Consider the following 21,914-nt stretch of genomic DNA (forward strand, 5'->3'; position numbering starts at 1 on the left):
TATAATCTTTCATAAATTTGATATTAAACACTTTTATGATATTTATGTTACGTTTTTGATATAACAAAACGTTTACATAGTTATAATATATACAGAAACAACAAAATAAATTGCTTTTAGCAAAAAAATTTATTGAAAAATAGGAGGAAAAGGTTATGAAGATCAAAAAATTTGTAGCAGGTTTTTCAGCAGCGGTTCTCGCAGCAACAATGATGTCAGTTTCTGTTTCGGCAGCAAAGCTAGGCGATGTTGTTCATCCGTCAGAGGAGGACTCAAAAATGAATGACTCATATTACTCTATCGGAGCAATGGGCTTTTATATGGGTCAGGACTGGACCTGGAATCAGGGCGATTGGGTAGGCATTGATGATACCGGCAAGATAACTGTTGAATATAAGATAAGCAAAGTTATCACCGACAAGACAATGTCAGGCAAGGGAACTCTTGGAGATATGGGCGTTATGGTGGCTAATCTTCCTGATGGTGTTTATCCTGTGGACGTTAAGATATCTGACGCAAAGTTCGTTGCCGAGGACGGCACAACAACGGTTTTTGATTCGCTTAATTCTATCACTTCATTGGACGAGGACCCAGAGGGTGGAATAAGAATACATATCAGACCAACTGACGAGGTCAATGATGAAACAGGCGAGGTAACAAAGAAGGCTTGTCCTGAGGTCGCTGGCTGGGAGAAGGAAGGCGCTTTCAACTGCGGCACACTTTCAATGACGCTTGATTTCGGTGTTGCATCTGCCGAGGGCGGAGAGTCAAAAACAGATGCTTCAAAGGCAGATTCAAAGTCTGATGCTTCAAGCTCAAAGGCTGATACGTCAAAGAAAGATGTTTCTTCATCTAAGGCAGATGCAGGCAAGACTTCTGCAGCAGCGGCTACATCTTCAAAAGCATCTGACGATACATCTAAGGCAGCAGAAACAGGTGCGGCTGTTGGCGGAGCACTTGCTGTTATCGCTCTTGCAGGCACAGCAGTGATCGTTGCAAAGAGAAGAAAGTAATATTCGGAGGTATGGCTATGAATAATGCAAAAAGAGTTTTGACATTTGCCCTTGCGGTTTGCTCACTTTCAGCATTTGCATCTTGCGGAAGTTCAAGTGATTCATCAAGCAAGGTAGTTGACAAAAAGCTTAAGGAAGATCAGCAGCAGATAGTTCAAAGACTTGCTGATGATATGAAAGATGTGAGAGATCTCAAGAGCAACGAAATAAAGTGGTTTTCACATTGGGATATCAACCCTACTGAGGCAGAGGACAAGGAGATAGGTGCTGACCTTGCTTTGTTCAAGACAAAGTATAATGGTAAGATAAACTGGGTGCAGACCACTTGGGAAACTAAGTTTGACGATCTTGCGGCACTTGTAATGTCAAATGATTCACCTGATTTCATCGGTGCTGATGATATGGACGTTTTCCCTAAGGGTGCTATAAAGTCAATGATAGAGCCTATCGACGATTATATCGATCTTTCAAAGCCTCTTTGGACAGACATAAAGGGTGCGACAGATCAGTTTATGCTTGGCGACAAGCATTATGTGAGCGTTATCAGAACAGACCCTGCGTATGTTTTTGTATACAACAAGCAGACAATGGAAGATAACGGCTATGATGATCCTGCTGAGCTTTTCAAAGAAGGCAAGTGGAACTGGGATACATTCACAGAAATGTGTCTTGATTTTACTGACGCTGAAAGCGATAAATACGCACTTGACGGCTGGTATTATGAAAAGGCTTTGCAGCAGTCTTCAGGTGTGCCGCTCATCGGTATCACAGACGGCAAGCTTGTAAATAATATTTCTGACCCTATGATAGCAAAGGCTCAGAATATGATGTATGAGCTGCAGAAGAACAATGTTGTTTATCCAAAGCACGAGAACAACTGGAAACTCAGAGGCGACGCAGAGGGCAGCGGAATGGCAACAGGTCTGACGCTTTTCTATCCTATCGGACTTTGGGCACTTGAGAATGCTCCGTCAACAACTGTAAACTATGGCGATGTATCAAAGGGAGAGGTAATGTTCGTTCCTGTTCCTTGCTCAGCTGATAGTGATAAACAGTATATCCCTTCAAGAGTACACGGCTTTAGCATTGTAAAGAACGCTCAAAATCCTGAGGGCGTGGCAGCTTTTCTTGAATGTTGCCGTTATGCAGAGCTTGACGAGGCTGCACATCAGATAACCCTTGATCAGTACAAGGACGATTACGGCTGGACAGATGAGATGCTTGAAATGAGAGAAACTATCTATGATCTGTCTGCACAGAACCCTGTATTTGACTTTGAACAGGGCGTATCTGCCGACCTTAACTCTATTTGCGATACTGCAATAAGAGGAACAATGAATCCGCAGGAGTCAAAGAGCTGGTCACAGGTCGTTCAGGAAAATGAAAAGGCTATAAATTATCTTATCGACGAGGCTATGGCTTCAATGAATGAGGCTAAATAATATCTAATTATCAGAAAAAAGGGCGGCAGGGTGATTTGCCGTCCTTTTTCTATAAATATGAAGCTTTACTTGTGTCTGTAAATATGATATAATAAGCTAAAAAGCAGGGGGTGAAAGCTATGGAAATAAACAGAGAATTGTCTAAGCGGCAGTTTATGCAAAAGGAAAATGACTATCATCATTCACCATATGAAACGGAACTGGAATTTTATTCTGCGGTGCGGGCGGGCGACCTGAAACGGTCAAACGTTTGTATACGCCGCTGGATACAAACGGAAAGGGCAGGCTCAGCAAAGACGACCTTAGAAACGTCAAGTATCATCTTGTCATAACCATAGCTATGCTGTGCAGGTTTTGCATAGAGGGTGGACTTGACCCGGAAACTGCGTATACCATAAGCGATATATACATTAATAAATGTGATGAGTGCCGCAATGAAGAAAGCGTTATGGCTGTACACAAAGAAGTCATCGTTTATTATACAAAACAAATGAAAAAGGCTGCGTCACAGAACGTTTACTCAAAGCATATCCTTATGTGCTTTGACTGCATTTTCGATAATATTTACAAGGGCGTGACCGTGAATCAGATAGCTGATGAACTGAACATAACGCCACAGTATCTTTCAAAGCTTTTCAGGGAGGAAGTTGGCGTAAAGATCTCTGATTTCATTATGTCAAAAAGGATACAAGCGGCTGAAAATATGCTGAGATATTCTGAATATAGTCCGCTTGATATAGCCAATTATCTTGCTTTCAGCTCGCACAGCCATTTTATTGCCTGCTTTAAGAAACAGACAGGACTTACGCCGAAACAGTATAGAGATCAGTTTTTCCGTGCAAACTGGAACAAGCATAGTACAAGCAGATCGAAAATATAAGTTGATGTTAATAATCTGATATTTGCATTACTTTTCTGATATAAATATCACATTTGTTGATTTATAATACTTATAGAAGATAAAATTCTGATATTTATTCGGAGGTAATGAAAAATGAAAAAAGTTTTGGCTATGTCGATTCTCACAATGATAGTTATGTCTATGGGTGGCTGCGGTTCTTCATCTGACAGCAGTTCTTCGCAAGATGTCAGCAGCAAGGCGGAAACGGAAAGCAATTCTCCATACACGGTTGAGGCAGATTTCAGCAAGGGTGCGTCAAATGATTTTTCCATTTCAGCAGGCTGGTCAAATGGTGATCCGTTCAACTGTTCGTGGAGCGAAGATAACGTAACTTTCAATGACGGAAAAATGCAGCTTACCATTGACAGTATGGGCGATTCCGAAGCGTACAGAGGCGGCGAGTATCGTTCAAAGGAAAACTATGGCTATGGACTTTACGAGGTATCGATGAAAGCCATAAAGAATGACGGCGTTGTATCATCGTTCTTTACATACACCGGTCCGTCGGAGGATAATCCTTGGGACGAAATAGATGTTGAAGTCCTTGGCAAGGACACAACAAAGGTGCAGTTCAATTACTACACCAATGGTGTTGGCAAGCACGAATATATGTATGATCTTGGTTTTGACGCTTCTGAGGATTTTCACACTTACGCATTTGAGTGGAAAGAGGACGGCATAACTTGGTATGTTGACGGAAAGGAAGCATACAAGGCAACGGAAAATTTGCCTGTTACGCCCGGAAAAATAATGATGAATGCGTGGAACGGCATTGGCGTTGACAGCTGGCTGAAAGCCTTTGACGGTACAGTTCCGCTGACGGCGGAATATGAGTGGGCAAGGTTTACGGCAGAAAAGTAAAGTGATCCGCATATTACGCTTGCTTTTATGTTTTGATTTTTTTGCTTAATGATATTGATATTTGAACCGACCCCATTTGCTAGGTCAAAAAGTCTAGCGAATGGGGTCGGTTTATTTTATAAAGACAAACTCATATATTCACTCTTCTCATGAGCCTGACTATTTATGATATCATGAGTATATTTCTGTATATGGGTGTTTTTTTGCTATAATTTTCATTTATATTCTCACATCTCAACTTCTCGGTTATACGCCTCTGCCCCCTCGACATACAGCGTTCTCATTTCTTCAAACGAGTCGCTTGGGGATAGGATAACGCCGTCTTTGCCGAACTTATTGAAATAGTATTTGACTTGGATAGGCGGGGAGATGAACTCGTTGACAGCGTTGGGCTTGGGCTTTTCATTGCCTTTCAGTATGGGGCGCTGATAGAGTATTTTGCCGAACATTTCAACGCCTTTTTCGGTAAGGTACACTTTGGAGATATCGCTCTCATCACTGCCAAAACGTGGGTCGCTGAGTAGGTGCTTCACGGACTTGACGTGACCCTCTTTCAGCCGTTCGTATTCGGTGACGGAGGAGTATTCCTTTTGGCTGAGCTTTTCTGCGATGCTTAGTCCGCTCAATCTGCTTATGCGATAGCTGTCGGCTTTGAACTCTTTGCCTGCGCTTTTTTCGTCGGACAGGCAGACAAGATAATTATACATCTTATATTCGTCGCTGACGATACGGTAGGGGATAAGCCTTATGCGGCGCTTTTCACGGCTGTACATATTAGAATATGCGTAAATGAATCTGTAATATCTGCTGCCGTTTTGTTTGATGACTTCATTTATTTTTATGATATTGTCGGCGAAAATGAGCCTTTCACGTTCACAATCTGACAGCAGGGCATAGTCCTCATACACGGCTTTCAGAAATCTTCTTAGGGTCGAGCTGTACACTTTGTTTTCATAATAAAGGTCGTCACTGCTCAGCGTATCGTAAAGGTCACGGCATATGCTGAGCCTTACTCGCACTGCATTTTCGGTCTTGGTCTTTTCGTATTTTGCAGAGAGCTTTGAGATAAGATAGCTTTTTATTATCTCCTTGCTTTTATCATCAAGGTCGTCATCGATCTCCTCAATCTGCCATTTTACGAATGCGTTCAGAAGTGGGATACCAATATATTTATAGTTATCGTCACTTTTGTATTTTAATGATGCGATATATGCTGAATCAAATATACTTGTGAGAAATGAGGACATTGATACGCTGCCGTTAGGGGAAAGGCTTGTTTCAAATATGGACTTGTCCTTGATAATGACGGAATATGCAGAGGGTGAGAGGGGTATGGATTGCACCTCTGCGATATATGTTGCATTTTTGTCACGCTTGGGCAGAAATGTGCTTGGGGGTATGAGCATTTTTATCACCTCTTGTATCCATTATATCACAAATGTACTTTTTGTCAATATCATAGAAAATTATTTTGCTGAAATTGTGATATAAATGCCGTAAAAACGTGATAAATGTGCAAAAACATAGACAAAAAAGTTTTTTAAAATTACACTTTTGTTGACGATGATAAGGTGGTATAATGTATACAGAACAAAGGACAGGAGGTGATAAAAATGGGAAAGACGATCCTTACGGCTATCATTGTAGCTGTACTTGACTGCGCTATCGCAGCTGTCAAGGAGATAGGGGAATGAGATGAAATAACAACAGACGGGAGGTGATGAAAATGCTTTATATAAAATAGCCACTTTCTATTGACATTTGTGTCTGAAAATGGTATAATATATATGTATTAAAGTGGCGATAAGATAAGTTTGGTGTTTTATCACAGAATACCATTGATTATTTTGTCAACTTTGACCTACTACACTAGTGCGAATTTGCACTAGTCTAAAACAAGCCTGTTATACAAGTCCGTAGACCGAGGACTACTACACTAGTGCGAATTTGCACTAGTCTAAAACTGCATTTATACGCTTCAGGATGCCATAAGCCTACTACACTGGTGCGAATTTGCACTAGTCTAAAACATCTCTGATAGACTAGGCTTTTTCACTTTTCTACTACACTGGTGCAAATTTGCACTAGTCTAAAACTTCGTCAATCTCAAATGAAGCCTTTCAGGGCTACTATACTGGTGCGAATTTGCACTAGTCTAAAACGTTCGTTTGGCTTTGAGGTCACTACTATCGCTACTACACTGGTGCGAATTTGAACTAACCGGCAAAGATTAACATTAAAACCAACAAATAAAAAAATCCCTTAACGCTCAATGCGCTAAGGGATAACTAATATAAGGAGTAATATTTATGGCGAAAAAGAATAAAATGAAGCCTAGAGAGCTGCGTGAGGCTCAGAAAAAAGCCAGACAGCTCAAAGCGGCTGAGATAAATAATAACGCTGCTCCTGCGATCGCTGCCATGCCTGCTGCAGAGGTCATTGCACCTGCGGCAGAGAAGAAAAAATCCTCCGTAAAGGCGGCAGGAATGAAGTCTATTCTTGTCAGCAAAAATAAAATGTACATAACCTCTTTCGGCAAGGGTAATTCTGCTGTGCTTGAATATGAGGTGGATAAGGTGGATGATAATGACTACAACAAAACTCAGCTTTCTTCAAAGGACAACAGCAATATTGAGCTTGGTGATGTAAACGAGGTAAACATCACTTTTTCAAGCAAGCATGGCTTTGGGAGCGGAGTGGAGATAAATACTTCAAACCCTACTCACAGAAGCGGTGAAAGCTCGCCTGTAAGATGGGATATGCTGGGGCTTAAATCGGAGCTTGAAAAGCGCTTTTTCGGCAAAACTTTTGATGATAATATACATATCCAGCTTATTTACAACATTCTGGATATCGAAAAGATACTTGCGGTGTATGTAACGAATATCGTTTATGCGCTGAACAATATGCTCGGTGTAAAGGGTTCTGAAAGTCATGACGATTTTATTGGGTATCTTTCCACAAATAATATTTATGATGTTTTTATTGACCCTGATAATAGCAGTTTATCTGATGATAAGAAAGCGAATGTCAGAAAAAGCCTTAGCAAGTTCAATGCCCTGCTGAAAACTAAGCGCCTTGGCTATTTCGGTCTTGAAGAGCCAAAGACAAAAGACACAAGAGCTTCGGAAGCATACAAAAAGCGTGTTTATCATATGCTTGCAATTGTGGGTCAGATAAGACAGTGTGTTTTTCATGATAAATCGGGTGCAAAAAGATTTGACCTTTACAGTTTTATTAACAATATTGATCCCGAATACAGAGAAACCCTTGACTATCTTGTAGATGAGAGATTTGATTCTATAAATAAGGACTTTATCGAGGGCAACAAGGTCAATATCAGCTTGCTTATTGATATGATGAAAGGCTATGAGGCTGATGATATCATACGCCTTTATTACGATTTCATTGTGCTTAAATCTCAGAAAAATCTCGGTTTTTCTATCAAAAAGCTTCGTGAGAAAATGCTGGACGAATACGGCTTCAGATTTAAGGACAAGCAATATGACTCCGTGCGCTCAAAGATGTACAAGCTTATGGATTTTCTGCTTTTCTGCAACTACTACAGAAATGACGTTGTCGCAGGCGAAGCTCTTGTGCGCAAACTGCGTTTTTCAATGACCGATGATGAAAAAGAGGGGATATATGCTGATGAAGCGGAAAAGCTTTGGGGCAAATTCAGGAATGATTTTGAAAATATCGCCGACCACATGAACGGTGACGTTATCAAGGAGCTTGGCAAGGCTGACATGGATTTTGATGAGAAAATTCTTGACAGTGAAAAGAAGAATGCGTCTGACCTTTTGTATTTCTCCAAAATGATATATATGCTCACATATTTTCTTGACGGCAAGGAGATAAACGATCTTCTTACAACGCTTATCAGCAAGTTTGATAACATCAAGGAGTTTTTGAAGATAATGAAAAGCTCTGCTGTTGATGTTGAGTGTGAGCTTACGGCTGGCTACAAGCTGTTCAATGACAGCCAGAGGATAACCAACGAGCTTTTTATCGTAAAGAACATTGCTTCCATGAGAAAGCCTGCGGCTTCAGCGAAGCTTACGATGTTCCGTGACGCACTGACTATACTCGGTATAGACGACAAGATCACGGACGATAGGATAAGCGAGATTTTAAAACTTAAAGAAAAAGGCAAGGGCATACATGGTCTGAGGAATTTCATAACAAACAATGTTATCGAATCCTCTCGGTTTGTATACCTTATCAAGTATGCGAACGCTCAGAAGATAAGAGAAGTGGCTAAGAATGAGAAAGTTGTCATGTTTGTTCTTGGGGGTATCCCTGACACGCAGATAGAACGTTATTACAAGAGTTGTGTGGAATTTCCTGACATGAACAGCTCTTTGGAAGCAAAGCGCAGTGAGCTTGCGAGAATGATAAAGAACATCAGCTTTGATGATTTCAAAAATGTGAAACAGCAGGCAAAGGGCAGAGAAAACGTGGCTAAGGAGAGGGCAAAGGCTGTTATCGGGCTTTATCTTACGGTCATGTATCTGCTGGTGAAAAATCTTGTGAATGTCAATGCAAGGTATGTTATTGCGATACACTGCCTTGAACGTGATTTTGGGCTGTATAAGGAGATAATTCCTGAGTTGGCTTCAAAGAACTTGAAAAATGACTACAGGATACTTTCACAGACGCTTTGTGAACTTTGTGATAAGTCGCCGAATTTGTTCTTGAAAAAGAACGAGCGGCTGCGCAAGTGCGTTGAAGTTGATATCAATAATGCAGACAGCAGCATGACAAGAAAATACCGCAACTGTATTGCTCATCTTACTGTAGTTCGTGAACTGAAAGAATACATAGGAGATATTCGTACAGTGGATTCTTACTTCTCCATTTATCATTATGTTATGCAGCGCTGTATCACGAAAAGGGAAAATGACACAAAGCAAGAAGATAAAATAAAGTATGAGGACGATCTTTTAAAAAATCACGGCTATACGAAAGACTTTGTAAAGGCTCTCAACTCGCCGTTTGGATACAACATTCCGAGGTTTAAAAATCTTTCAATTGAGCAGTTGTTTGACAGAAATGAATATCTTACGGAAAAGTAGCGTGGTGTAGATACCGCCGCTCTCTTGGGGGACAGGTGGCGGCGGTGATATTCATTCTTGTAAAAGACGTGGTGGATATTCTGTTTGATTTGTTTTTTGGAAAGAAGAAATAGGACAAGTGAAAATAAGAGCGCTGTATGCAATGTGGTGCGGATATCTACAAACGCTTAGCAGCATAAAGCTGTTGAAGCTTCTTAAAAAGCTGAATGTTGAGCAATTGGAGGGACTTTTTACCCGTGATTAGGAAACATAGGTGATGTGATAAAAAAGGGCCTTACAGATGTGGTAAGGTCCTTTTTTGTGGCTAAATGAAAAATCCCAGGGTCGAGTTGTCCGGTAAGCCAACTATAGAGGCTCTGTCAAGAAAACAATTAAAACGTTCGCAAGATGTTTCCGGCAATAGGGTGCAATCATGGCAAGCCGCATAGTTTAGATTTTTATAGCCTTGTTTTGTTGAGGATATACACAGTGGGTCGCCGCTGCACCAGTTTGCATGCTCAAGCATACTATCCAAAATGTTTTCAAAAACATCTTTATCGTCGGCTATGCTTATGAGTCCGCCAAGGCTGCTGTCGCTGTCAGGTGATGAAACATAGATCAATACTCCGCACATTTTTACATTATCGTTCTTTTCATCTATCTCGCTATATATCTTTTCCTTTATGGAAGCGGTGCTGTATCCGCAGATATTGGATATCTCACGAATAAACAAGTGGGCAAAAGTATGGAGCATGACGTAGGTTTCAGAGAAAGCGTTAAAAACAAAATTATTGCTTTCCATTGCGCTTTTCATTTTTTTATAGCGTGAAGAATGAGCCTTTCTCCAATGGGCGACCTTGTCTTTGTTAAATTCGATGAAAATTCCTTCACCGGTTAATTCGACCGCCGGCAGCCATTTCTTTGGATATTGTGAAATTGGAACGATATTGCTTTCATTACGGATTATTCTTGTAAATCCCGTAAAAGCCAGAGTAACGGTCAGCCTGTCGACCACTGTAAGCCTATTAAAATACTCCTGATATTTTTGCGGAATAGCAGAGGGATATGATGAGAAATTACCCTCGTTATCATTGTCGCCTTTAGACAAGATCGCATACTCGTCTTCATATACAGATAATTCAGTACGTTCACGCTTTTGCTCCATGGATATTTTTACGGCGTTCCATGAGCGTATTATTTCATCATCACTTAGTTCAGGATCGTTAAGCTTATTGCGCATTACTGATGCTAGTTTGCTTTCGTCAAGTGCGCTCAGTATTTCATAATCCTTTTGTATGGCGTTTACCACTTTCTTGCTCCATGGCGGTATAAGCAGTGCCGATTTTGTTAACGGGAAATAAACGCCTGAGCCTGAACGCAATCTTACACGCATTTTATCATGGCAGCCATATGACGCTTTTGCCAGAGGGTCTTTAAAATGTGGGTGTTTACAAGTGCATTGAAAATCTGATAGTGCATTTTCGGAAAATACTTGCACCATACTTCTGGAAGCACCGCATTCGGTACATTCAAGTCGCAGGCTGTCAATATCGGTTCGATTATTGATGTTAGTCATTTTTATTCTTGGCGATTTTACTCCAGACGGGCAGGGTTTACCATTATGTACCCACCAATCGTAAGGAAAATCGTCCATGTGACCATGCGGACAAACGACAACAAATCTTGACGCATTGAGGGTGCTTTTGCACTTAGGACATTTGTGACGCTCTTTTATATCTAGTTCCCGAAAATCATAGATGTTGCCGCAGTTAGAACAATGAAGTTTTTCTGGAAATATGTAAGAGGGAATATCTTTGCTTTGTGAAAAGCTATTGGTACTTTGAGTTGTTCGTGGCATGAGAAAGTATTCTGCGCCTGTTATTACAGAAAGATTTTCATTGAATATTTTTCGGTTTTCTACCTCATCAGCGCCATTAGGGGAATAGTCCCAATCGTCTGTAGAAGCGATAACAACAGTATCGTTCTTAAAGTCAACTATAGCGCCAACACCATATGTAGTGATAAGCTGAGTTTTTCTTATATCTCCAACGGAGATCTTTTTGTCTGAATATGTTGATATGCCATTGTTTTCGTCTTTGACTTTTTTTCTGAAATTTGGTTTAGGCATTTAATTGCCCCCTATCTTTTGGTAAAATAAATATTTGCGTTTGGCTCAACATTTCGTACAGAATTAAGTATGGTAGGAATATCTGAGCCGTTTTGATTATCTGCGCTTCTGAACAAAGCAATATCTTCATTATGATAATCGGTAAAAACTAATTTATTTGGAAGCCGCTCTGTCAGAGTGGCCCAACAATCAAGGTAATAATCGAGCCATTCTTCTGCATAATCTCTTATTCTAGGCTCGATACTTTCGACATGTTCAAGCATGGTTCGTTTTATCTGCTCTATATCTTTATCATCCCTGACAAATTTACGAGCACCCTCATTTGGATTATATTTTGGAATGGTATGGCGTATAATTGTCATCATAGCACAGTGCAGGGCTTTTTCTATAGCACGAGGAGAGTATGATGTGACGCTTGTTGCTTCGACGTACTTATAAAAGGTGCAGTGATAATAATTATACTGTTCATAGTAAGATTTATCTCTGGAACGCATATTATTATAAAGCGATATGACAAGACCAGGATTAGTTCTTCCCACACGGCTTGTTGCTTGTATGTATTCAGAGTTTGATTTGGGCTGACCATACACGCACATTACGCCTAGTCGGTCTATATCTATTCCCACTGAAAGCATATTTGAAGCCATGACATAATCATAACAATCTGGATCGGTGTATTTGTGAGATAGCCTTTCCAGCACAGTTTGTATCTCTTTCGCAGAGTTTCGGCTAGTAAGTTCGTCGTTCTTTTTATACGAAGGTATATGGGCATCTTTTCCGTCTACCTTTAATCCAACGCTTTCAGCTTCCTTTTTGAATTTATATGATGCAAGATATTTTATCTCAGCTGAGATACGGTCAGAAATAATTATCGAATTAGAGCCGAGTTCTTTGAGCGTATTGAAATAACCTATTTGCGTATAAATTAGGTCAACAACGTCTGGCGGCAGACCTTTAAGCTTGTAAATATGTTTTAAAAAGGTGAGCAATGCAAATATTTTTATCAGTAATTCTGAAGTGCCTGAGCCGATAGAGCAAAGACCGACGTAAGTTCTTGCAGGCCTTTTGTCCTGATCTGCTTCAATTGCAAAAAAAGAATCAGTGTGACTCAATCCGTTAGGTGGGAACTGCGTCATTTTCCTGTTGTAGAGTATTCTGATCTGATCGTCTGCATTTTTTACAGTGGCAGTAGACGCTATTATCTTAGACGTTTTTCCATAATGTTTGCAGATATCTTCTATAGCCATTTCATATAGACCTGCTATTGAGCCAAGCGGTCCTGATATAAGGTGAAGCTCATCTTGTATGATAAGTTCAGGTGGTTTGCAGCCGTTTGCTCCAAGAAGATTTCCTGATTTCTCTTCCCATGTTAGTCTGGCGAATTTATCCACTGTGCTAAGAATGAACGTTGGCGCTATTTTGTATATGTCATCATCTACAACATATATAGGCAAATGATCGTGAAATTCACAATCATGATTATTGCAGCAGGATATGTTCATGGTATTATCGACGATATTGTAACCATTGACATTTATCTCTGCACCGCACCATGGACATTTTGTTATCTGCATAGGGTTAGCTTCATATATTGTTGCAGCGGCATTTCCACGAATTTTCTTTAGCGTTTCAGAAGCGTCTTTTATATGGTTAGGGGTCATTCCTGAGCCTATCCACAAACCGATAGATATCTCATTGCCTGGTATCTTATATTTCTTTCGTATATGTTCGCAGGCGCAAATAAGCGCAGTTGCTCTTTCAAATTGCTGGAGAGTAAGCAACCGCAGGGTGTATCTCATTATTATAGTTACGCCGTTTATATCCTGCGTTGCGCCATTGATCCTGCGAAAGAATATTGCAAATGCTGATAATCCCAAATAAGCTTCTGTTTTACCGCCGCCTGTTGGAAACCATAAAAGATCTACGTTGTCTCGATCAGGAGACTTGTCATCAACGATATCGGGTATTATCTGGAGTATATATGCCATTTGGAAAGGATACCAACTGATAGTGTCGGCAGAGCAGTGTTTGGTTTTTATACGCTGAATGAGCATGGCTTCATTCATATACAAAAACGAACGCCAAGCGTTATCATTATTTCTCAGCACAGCTACGCCCTTATAAAGCCTTGAAACGCATTTTTCTATATTCTTAAATGAATTTTCAGTTGCATTTGGAAATCTGGATATCAATTCGTTGTTGCTTTTTAGACTTGTATACCATTTTTCATATTGTTTGATAAAAGCCTCAAGTTGGTTGCAAGCTGTGTCCCTATCTGCGTTTTCCCAATATTTCATAAACAAATATTTTGAATTATTAAGCAGCTTAGGCATCATTTGAAGCATTCTATATTGAGGAATGAACTCGCTCCTTACTTCATATATCATTTCTCCATTTTGCGAATATGCGGAAGAACAGCCATGACCATAAGAGTAATTTTTTACAGAGTCATAGAGCATATCGTTTTTTTCTTCTTCCAAAGACCTGTGAGTGTTTCTTCTGTATAAAGGCATAAACCCTGTTTGACTTTCTATGGATAGCTGACACTGAAATAAAGCTTTTGTATTGCTTGCCTGAAATTCGTTTCCCACTTTGTTTTTGTTTATTACGGACACTGTGAGCAGTTCACTGTTATCATCGTTTATTTTTCTTACATGGAGGAACATGGCTATATCAGTGTTTTCTTTATTGGAAATGATTGTGTTGCATATATGCTCAGGTACTTTGACTCTAGTTGTAAAGCGTCTTGCTTCTCTTGAATAATAGTGTCGCTTTACTTCTTTGTCATTATTTGCTATAGCTTTTTCAGAATGATTATAAACGGCATAATTAAATGAAATACTGATCTCATCATTTGACGCGCAAACGAAAGAGATACCCATTGTGGATGGTTTGAATACGCTGAAACTCTGGCTCTTTTCGTCATTTTCCAATTCATCTCAAATATTTCCTCTGCAGAGATGCTTTCATCAATATTTTCGGAATTTTTGTTTGTTGGCTGAGCATAGAGTATTCCTAGTGAATAACGGCTCAAGGGATCTTCCATTTCCAGTATTTCGTTTTCGTCTATCGGACCTATAAAGTCTTTTTTAAGATGATCTGTAATATCATCTATAACATTATAAAATTCAGAATAGGAAGTCATTTCATCACTTCTTTTCAAATATAAGTCTAGCAAGTCCGGTTATCTGTATTCAAAGCAGATCTTGGACTTTTGATATTCTATGGGAACATTTGTATTAAATTGTTTTAATATTTCTGTTGTGATTCCGCTGACATATAAGTTTTCCAATTCTTTGGGAAGATTGTATTTGTAGTCAGTTGATCTTACTCCTATGTCGATCTCAGCAATCATTTCCTTAGAAAGGCTTCCAATGCAGCGACCTTTGTGGTATATCTCATAACGCCCTGTAATGGGAGAACGTTTTGCTGAGAGTTCATCATAAAGCTTCACGTTTTCTATAATATACTGCTGTAGATCAAGTATGGAATCAAAATTACCTGATACGAATGAAGTAACGTCAATATCTCCTGTAAGACCAACAGCGATACATTTACAATATCTGTTGAGCGTTTTATAAATGTTATGAAGTCCTGTTTCAATCACACGTCCAGACATAATTCGCATAAAATATCTTGTGGTTTTACTCATTGTCTCAAATTGCATTTTAGGACGTGTAAGTGCAACATACTGTATTCTTGCTTCTTCGGCGCCTTTTGAAGATGTGTCAATGGCTGATTCAATAAGAATTACTTTATCAAACTCGCTGCCTTTTGCTCTATGTATCGTTGAAACGGTAAGCATAGGTGGTTTTCCATAAAAATCGTTGGGTATATTATTTGAAACTGTAAGCGCAGTGGTCAGCTTGGACACATTTATTATGGTGTCATCCTTTGTGTTGGTCAATTTGCAAAGGTGTTTCCATAATATCTCAGGATCGATATCACAAGAACATCTGAATTTGAATCTTTCTATGAAATCGCTTTTGCTGATATTTTCAAAGCAATGATCCCAGAAAACGTCGGCTATCCATCTTGGAAGAGAAGCCGTATTATTGACGCCTCTGTTTAAATTATGCGGTATACCTTTTTTGCATAAAAGGTTGCTTATATATTCAGCTTCACCATTATTGCTGCAAAGTATCGCAGTGGAAACTGTGGGCGCATGATCAAGCGTTTTTATGTACGTTTCGATCTTTGTTTTGCCTAAGTATTTTAAAGACACGTTTTTTGCGTATTCATTCTGCTTGACAAAGCTGTCATTTAACAACACTTGACGCATTTTGGCCGCTTCTTTGGCAAGTTCGACTGTCTGTCTGCGGTTTACAGTTATCTCATATCGACGTATATCCTTGGGAAACAGTGATTCAGCTCTCTTATAAAATTCCACAGAATCAATAGTTGCATCTTTATCAGCCTCATAATCATATATCGACTGACAGCGGTCTCCGGCGAGCAGATATCCGCATTTTAAATTGCTAAGTATTTTTAATACCATTTCAGCACGTTCATTTACAAGGTCTTGTATCTCGTCGACCACAAAGTAGCTGATATCTACAAAATCTTCTTTTGATATGTATTTGTTAAACAGCTTTATACGTTCGTTATAGTCATATTTATCAAAGTTTTCTTTGATAACGCCTTGTTCTTTCATTTCCATAAGAAAATATGTTGCATATGAATCAAATGTCAAAATACATATATTTTTAGCGGCAGGCGGAATTATATCATCGGCAATAGCTTGTTCAAGTTTAGTTTCAATAACCTTTTTTGCCGAACGGGTATAGCAAAGTATATATATATCTTCGGCAGGGCAGAGGTCGTTTTTTAGAATATACATAAGTCTTTGGATTATCGTATACGTTTTTCCTGTTCCAGGTCCAGAATTTAAAATGATGTGAGTTTCCAATGGTGCGTTTATTATACAGCTTGGCTCGGCTATCTCGGTATATTTGCTGATAGACTCTTTTATTTCTTTGACAGAATTTTCTCGTGGTGCTATGAATTTCTTGGGACTTTCTTTAAGCTTTGCAACATTTCTGTCTATTTTAACTGATATAATATCGTCTTTCTTTACGATACCAAGCTTTTTCATAAATTCTTGCAGACTTTCTATATCCTCAGTTTGTTCCTCAGGTATGGGTGTACGTTGGATATGTAGTGGTTTGCATCCGCCAAAACCTTTACACTTTGTATATTCACACCTGTTTACCCATTCAAGCTTGCCATTTACCATGACAGGTCCAAATGACATTTCGCCGCTTTTAGCATATGAACAGGTCTGATTGCCCTCCATTATTTTTCTCTGAGCATCGTTAAGTGGGATATTTTCAGTCCCAATGTAGCGATTTCTTATATCAGTAAGGCGCTTTACTCCCGTTATTTTTTTCGTATATTCTCTGTCTTTTGTTATGTCAAGATCTCTTCTGATATATACATTTGAAGTGATGTTTATATTAGACTCTGTCATGATACTATCCCTCGATATCCTTTAGGTCATAATAAAACCTTAGCTTATTTATCTCGCTTTTTACCTGATAATCTGTTCCCATATCTTTATTCTTGATAACGACCCTTGCTATCTGATCTTTGCCTATTTCAACTGACATATCAAAGTTCTCGTTGACATATCCTTTAGCGTTGGCGAGAATAGTAGCATAACGTGTTTTGCCTGTAGAATCGGTGAAGATGAAATGGGCGTCATAAGAGTCGGTGGTCAAAGAGAAAGACAAGTTTTCTACTTTATCTCCCACTTTATTTTCATCTTTTTTCAGTACAGGATACTTTTCATTGTCGCTAAGTAATATGCAGATATCATCGCCAAGTCTGAAATCGCACTCTGCCGCTGAGGTTATTGCAGCGCCTTTGGCAACTATCCATTGATATCTGTTGTTCTCGTCATCGAATATTATTTTTTCTTCGCCAAACATGGAAAGGATAATATCTGCAAAAGGTCGCAGATTGCTCGAGCCTCCTGCGAGTATGACCGCATCAATATTATCAGCACTAACGTTAGCTATTTTCATGACATTTCCGATAGCGTCAAAAATATTATCAGTAATAAGTGGAGTTATGATATTGGAGAATGTATCATAATCAATGTCAACAGGTCTTGAGCCTTCGCCCAAAGTCATGGTATAATCGTCATACTCGGTAAATTCTATCTTCATACGTTCGACTTCGTTCATGAGCTTATCTTTTTTGGGGGAATCAAGCTCATCAAATTCAACACCAGGATAAATTTTAGGCAGCAATCTTAAAGCAAGCTCCTTGTCGATATCATCGCCGCCGAACTTTATGCCGTAAACAGCGTCTTCGTATACTTTTTTGTCCTTGAGATTTAATATGCTCAGGTCAAGCGTACCTCCGCCAAAGTCGATCACCATGACCTTTGAAAAGGCTTTGATATCATTTATTTTAGAGATATAGGCAGCTGATGACTCACTCACAAACCCTTTTACCTTTATGCCAATGCACTTGGCAGCCTCAAGCAATTCTGTTCTTGCTCTTGCTGAAAAATCAACAGGTATTGAAAATACAGCTTCATCAAAATCAGGTCTTATAGCGTTAACAGTTTCTTTTACATAATTCAAAAACAGAACAGCAAGCTTTTGACCTGTATATCTTACTCCGTTTACAACTATCTCTTCGTCAGTTCCCAGCAATGATTTGAATGAAGTTACTATCTTGTAGTCATCTGCATATTCGTTTATTTTTTCTTTGACCTCACGTCCAAATTTAAAATCATTATCTTTGTTTCTGGATATTGCTATGCAAGAACTGAATGGGGTGATGTCTTTTCCGTCTGTTCCATAGCCGGTGCCGATAACTCCCTTGCCATGCTCATAATTATACAAATATACCGATGTGTTGGTTGTTCCAAAATCGATTCCAAAATAAGATCCATTTTTCATTATTTTTCTCCCTTAAAATCTATGCCGTTTCTTTCAAGCGCACGGAAAGTCTTTTTTATTATTGCCTGCAATGATTCGTAGTTTTCTTCGCTGACGTCAGAAAATTCATATTCAAGCCAGTCTTCATACAGAAAGGCAAATGCCTTTTTCAGCTCCGAGCGCACCTTTTCAGCTTCAAGTGAAGATTCACGGCTGTTGATAGTATAGGCTTCGTTAAGCTTTTGGTCGAGATCTGATTTTTTGTTTTCAAGGTCAGTGATCTGGATCTTTAGCTCTTTGTTGATCTCTTTTTCAGCAATCAGCGATTGATTTGCTGATTGCAGTTGTGATCTTGTTTCAGCTAACTGTTGTTTTAGCTCTTCTGTTTGGCGCTTTAGCACCACGTTTTCAGCACTCAGCACACGGCTCTTGCTTATCTCACCCTGAACTGACTCAAAAGCTTTGCTGACAGGCGTCAGCATATCCGCAAATGCAGAGATAAGAGCATTCTTCTCATTAGTCATATCTCTGCGTATGCTGTTATAAAGTTTCTTTGCCATTACCTCTGCAACGTTATCCTGTTTGTTCTCCACCTTATCTGATGTGGTAACGTTATTCATAGCTGGAAGCACTTTTGTATTTTCAGACTCAGATATCTTATCGTCATTTGTTGTTTTGACAGCCTCAATGCTTTGCGTCTTTTCCTCTTGTGGCAAAGATTTTTGAGAGGAGTTGTCTGGCGCAATTGGCTTTGCTGTTGAAACTGGAGCTTGTTTATCCTCCTGCGGTGAATGTTCGCTGTTTTGGCTTGTAATATTCTCTTTTACCTGTGGCTTTTCACTTTTTTCAGTTGTATTGAAACCGTATTTTACAGCCCAATCTGCAATCAAAGCCTTTATTCTGTTACTCTCTAATTCAGGATAAATATTATTTGTGATTTTCCATATGCTTTCTATTTGGAATTTATCGGTTTTTGAATAATCAAGCAAATATATTTTGCCACTTGTATTGTTCACAAGCTTCATCATTTGCTTTTTGTTGGCAGGAGATCTTAGTTCAAAATCTGCAACGAATGCAACAATGAAAGGCAACTCATTAGAGTCAAGCGCTTTTTCTGTATAGTTTTTCGTTATTACAATAACAGCGCACACAAATTTATTCACATAAAATTGTGTTCTGCTAGGATCTTTAATTGTAGATATAAGAGCCTTTAAAATCTTGTCGATCAATTCGATTGGTGCTTTTCGGATGATAGTTATATTTTCAAAGTACATTTTTGCAACATCTGCTGAAAATCGTGAGAGCTGGAACGCAACATCAGAAACGTCACTGCCTTTGCAGTAAGTGAGTTCAATCAGCAGATTTGACACTCTTTTTGTTTTCTCTACACTTAGTTGCGATTTGTTATTTTTGTATTCAGTACAGAGAACGTCCAACTCATCTTTTATTTTTGTAGCATTATCCATTTAACAATCCTCACTTGCTAATAATTTTGACCACATCATCGTCCAACTGACAATAATCTTTTATTTCATTTATGATAGTTTGCAATTCTGCGGTGTTGTCAATATTCATGACTTGCAGATCATTTGACAGCCTATTGTAACCATACACAGGAACGGCTTTACGATAAAACACGTTTTGGTCACGCAGCTGTATACCTTGACTTGCGATACGAGCCATTTTGAAAGGCTCATGATTTATTGCAAATTCACAGACCTTCTTAAGTGCGTCAGAGTAGTCATATGCTTCTGTGGTTTTGCCGTTAATGTCAAGAACGATATGACCATTTGCAGTCGGTATGTTTTCCTGCTGCACAGGACTTTCGACCGCTGTCAAAGGTGTTTCCTGCGTAAGCAGACTATCTGTCTTGTTATCCACAGTATCGTTTTCGCTGTCGGTAAGCACATAATAGCCGTCTTCTATTTCTTTCAGCTTCGGACATTCTGACATCAAGCTTTCTATGGTATCCTCTGAAATATCAACGATACCCTTATTGGCAAGAAGCGTTTTTATTTCATAAGTACCAAATCCATCTTCATACTGAGGTTTGTCACAATTTTCTTTCATCAGTTCTAAAATCGTGTCGGTGCTTATATTGCTCTCGCTGTTTTCAGCTTTGTCCTCGGATGGCTCATCATCAAGCATAACATGGGAGTTATCTTTTACTTTGTCTGTACTTTTCTGCACAACATTTTCATTTGTTGCTGTTACGATCTTTGTTTCACTGGCAGTTTTTCCTTGAGAAAGTTGTTCTGGATTCAGCACATAATATCCTTTTCCTGCAGGTTTAAAAGTTTTATCTAACATCAGAAGCCTTGACAGTTCAAAAAGGTCCACATTTTATCGTAATATTTTTTTAGAATATCACGAAAGCTTTTGGTGTTTATACCATTTCTATGATTTTTGTATTCTGCTATATCTGTAGCATCACTGGATAGTATTTCTATGACCGCATCTTTTAATACGAATTTTTTTGTTGTATCGGGAACAAATTCGATAAAGTCGGATGTATCTGTTTCGTTGCCATTTGTGCCAGAAATATCGTTACCATTTTGTATATTGTCATTTCCCATTGGTATATCAATGGGGTTTTCAGCTGATGTTTGTTCTGATGCTGTAAAAACTTCTGCTTGCTCATGATTTGATGAAATGCCGTTCTCAACTGTTACATCACCTGTTTTATCGTTAGTAATGTACTCTATTACCATACGATCATAAGATATAGAGCATATATCCATTAAGCATTTTATGTGCCTGATAATATCAGCGGCAGACAAATTTCCCTCTGCATAGAAATCATATGATACTTCAAGAGCCCTGCGTAGCTCGTGTTTATGATTTTTATCTGCAAAGTCTATACTATTGCCATATAACGACCTGCCAATCAAATTATTAAGCTGTTTCGTATAATTACTATTTGTGTGGAGAAGGATCAAATATTTTTTATATAAATCGAGCCAGCTTCCTGCAGAAAATGACTGCTTATTGATCCTGAAAGCACAAGGCTTACAATAAGTACAACTATTTGGATCATTAAAGTCCACTGTTTTTACGCTATATTTTCCTGTGTATTCAGACAACTTTGTATCTTTATTTTCAATTGAAGATTTTAAGTTTTCAACAGTTATATCTGCAAATTTAGCAAACATTTTTAAAGCTATATTAAAATTATTATGCCGTCTATCGTTGGCATCAATATATTCTTCTCTTACGATAAGTGATTCTATCATCACTTTAGCATTTTCAGCCGAAGAAGTGCCAAGCAGTTTTTTTCTATCGCCAAAAAGCGTTTGATAAAGTTTTTCAATGCTGTGAATGTCTGAGATGTATTGCCTTGCGGTCAATTCAGAAACTTTACTGTCGGTCATGAGCCACGTCAAAAATTCCTGTTCAGTGAAAACAGAGGATTCTTTGACAGCTTCATTTTTCGATATATCCGATGTTTTGGTGGTATTATCTGAAACTATAACTGAATCAGATAATGGTTTTGTCAATATCACTTGACACATTTTATTCGAACAAGAATTATGCAGCGAAAAAGATATGATCATAGTAGAGCTTTCTTCGAACTGCCGGAGGCAGCCCACCGTTGGCGGTGCAGATTCTTCTGTTAGCC

At 38.9% G+C, this 21,914-nt stretch carries 14 protein-coding genes and 1 CRISPR repeat array; of the genes, 6 read left to right on the top strand and 8 right to left on the bottom strand.

All coding sequences use genetic code 11. From position 1 onward, the window contains the following. Positions 1-155: 155 nt before the first annotated feature. From DW793_RS10855 to DW793_RS10870, 4 genes are all read left to right on the top strand, one after another. The gene (locus DW793_RS10855; RefSeq protein WP_118158102.1) at positions 156-1,013 is read left to right on the top strand and encodes a hypothetical protein; all 858 of its coding nucleotides are present in this window, start codon (positions 156-158) and stop codon (positions 1,011-1,013) included. A 17-nt stretch (positions 1,014-1,030) separates the two neighbouring features. Continuing rightward, positions 1,031-2,455, top strand: a complete 1,425-nt coding sequence (locus DW793_RS10860) for an ABC transporter substrate-binding protein (RefSeq protein WP_252969851.1) — start codon at positions 1,031-1,033, stop codon at positions 2,453-2,455. A gap of 250 nt (positions 2,456-2,705) precedes the next feature. Beyond that, the gene (locus DW793_RS10865; RefSeq protein WP_252969852.1) at positions 2,706-3,335 is read left to right on the top strand and encodes a helix-turn-helix domain-containing protein; all 630 of its coding nucleotides are present in this window, start codon (positions 2,706-2,708) and stop codon (positions 3,333-3,335) included. A 114-nt stretch (positions 3,336-3,449) separates the two neighbouring features. Beyond that, entirely contained in the window at positions 3,450-4,217 is a 768-nt protein-coding gene (locus DW793_RS10870) for a beta-glucanase (protein ID WP_118158106.1), read from the top strand. Between the two features lie 227 nt (positions 4,218-4,444). On the opposite strand, the gene DW793_RS10875 is transcribed toward DW793_RS10870, so the two are convergent. Continuing rightward, on the bottom strand, positions 4,445-5,623 hold the full coding sequence (locus DW793_RS10875) for a hypothetical protein (RefSeq protein ID WP_118158108.1): 1,179 nt from the start codon (positions 5,621-5,623) through the stop codon (positions 4,445-4,447). 455 nt (positions 5,624-6,078) lie between these two features. Then, positions 6,079-6,445: direct repeats of the CRISPR family, unit length 25 nt; unit sequence GTGCGAATTTGCACTAGTCTAAAAC. A gap of 81 nt (positions 6,446-6,526) precedes the next feature. On the opposite strand from DW793_RS10875, the gene cas13d reads away from it, so the two are divergent. Further along, entirely contained in the window at positions 6,527-9,295 is a 2,769-nt protein-coding gene (cas13d, locus tag DW793_RS10880; protein ID WP_118158110.1) for a type VI-D CRISPR-associated RNA-guided ribonuclease Cas13d, read from the top strand. Positions 9,296-9,413: 118 nt separating this feature from the next. Continuing rightward, positions 9,414-9,539 carry a hypothetical protein gene (locus DW793_RS15695; RefSeq protein WP_290126985.1) on the top strand — a complete coding sequence of 42 codons (126 nt, stop codon included), beginning with the start codon at positions 9,414-9,416 and terminating at the stop codon, positions 9,537-9,539. A 60-nt stretch (positions 9,540-9,599) separates the two neighbouring features. On the opposite strand, the gene drmB is transcribed toward DW793_RS15695, so the two are convergent. The 7 genes from drmB to DW793_RS14695 all read right to left on the bottom strand — a co-directional run. Continuing rightward, on the bottom strand, positions 9,600-11,402 hold the full coding sequence (gene drmB, locus DW793_RS10885) for a DrmB family protein (RefSeq protein WP_118158112.1): 1,803 nt from the start codon (positions 11,400-11,402) through the stop codon (positions 9,600-9,602). 11 nt (positions 11,403-11,413) lie between these two features. Beyond that, positions 11,414-14,335, bottom strand: coding sequence for a helicase-related protein (locus tag DW793_RS10890; RefSeq protein WP_118158114.1), 2,922 nt, complete (start codon positions 14,333-14,335; stop codon positions 11,414-11,416). A 251-nt stretch (positions 14,336-14,586) separates the two neighbouring features. Next, entirely contained in the window at positions 14,587-16,872 is a 2,286-nt protein-coding gene (locus DW793_RS10895) for a UvrD-helicase domain-containing protein (RefSeq protein WP_118158116.1), read from the bottom strand. 4 nt (positions 16,873-16,876) lie between these two features. Further along, positions 16,877-18,316 (bottom strand): Hsp70 family protein, encoded by a 1,440-nt coding sequence (locus tag DW793_RS10900; RefSeq protein WP_118158118.1) that lies wholly within the window; start codon positions 18,314-18,316, stop codon positions 16,877-16,879. Then, on the bottom strand, positions 18,316-19,761 hold the full coding sequence (locus DW793_RS10905) for a hypothetical protein (protein ID WP_118158120.1): 1,446 nt from the start codon (positions 19,759-19,761) through the stop codon (positions 18,316-18,318). Before DW793_RS10905 ends, DW793_RS10900 begins: the two co-directional genes overlap by 1 nt. A 10-nt stretch (positions 19,762-19,771) precedes the next feature. After that, complete coding sequence (locus tag DW793_RS10910) at positions 19,772-20,563, bottom strand: hypothetical protein (protein WP_147342195.1); 792 nt, start codon at positions 20,561-20,563, stop codon at positions 19,772-19,774. Positions 20,564-20,604: 41 nt separating this feature from the next. Continuing rightward, on the bottom strand, positions 20,605-21,914 hold a 1,310-nt coding region (locus DW793_RS14695; RefSeq protein ID WP_181988347.1), incomplete at its 5' end, for a hypothetical protein.

This window comes from Ruminococcus sp. AM31-15AC, from assembly GCF_003462045.1.
Taxonomy (GTDB): Bacteria; Bacillota; Clostridia; order Oscillospirales; family Ruminococcaceae; genus Hominimerdicola; species Hominimerdicola aceti.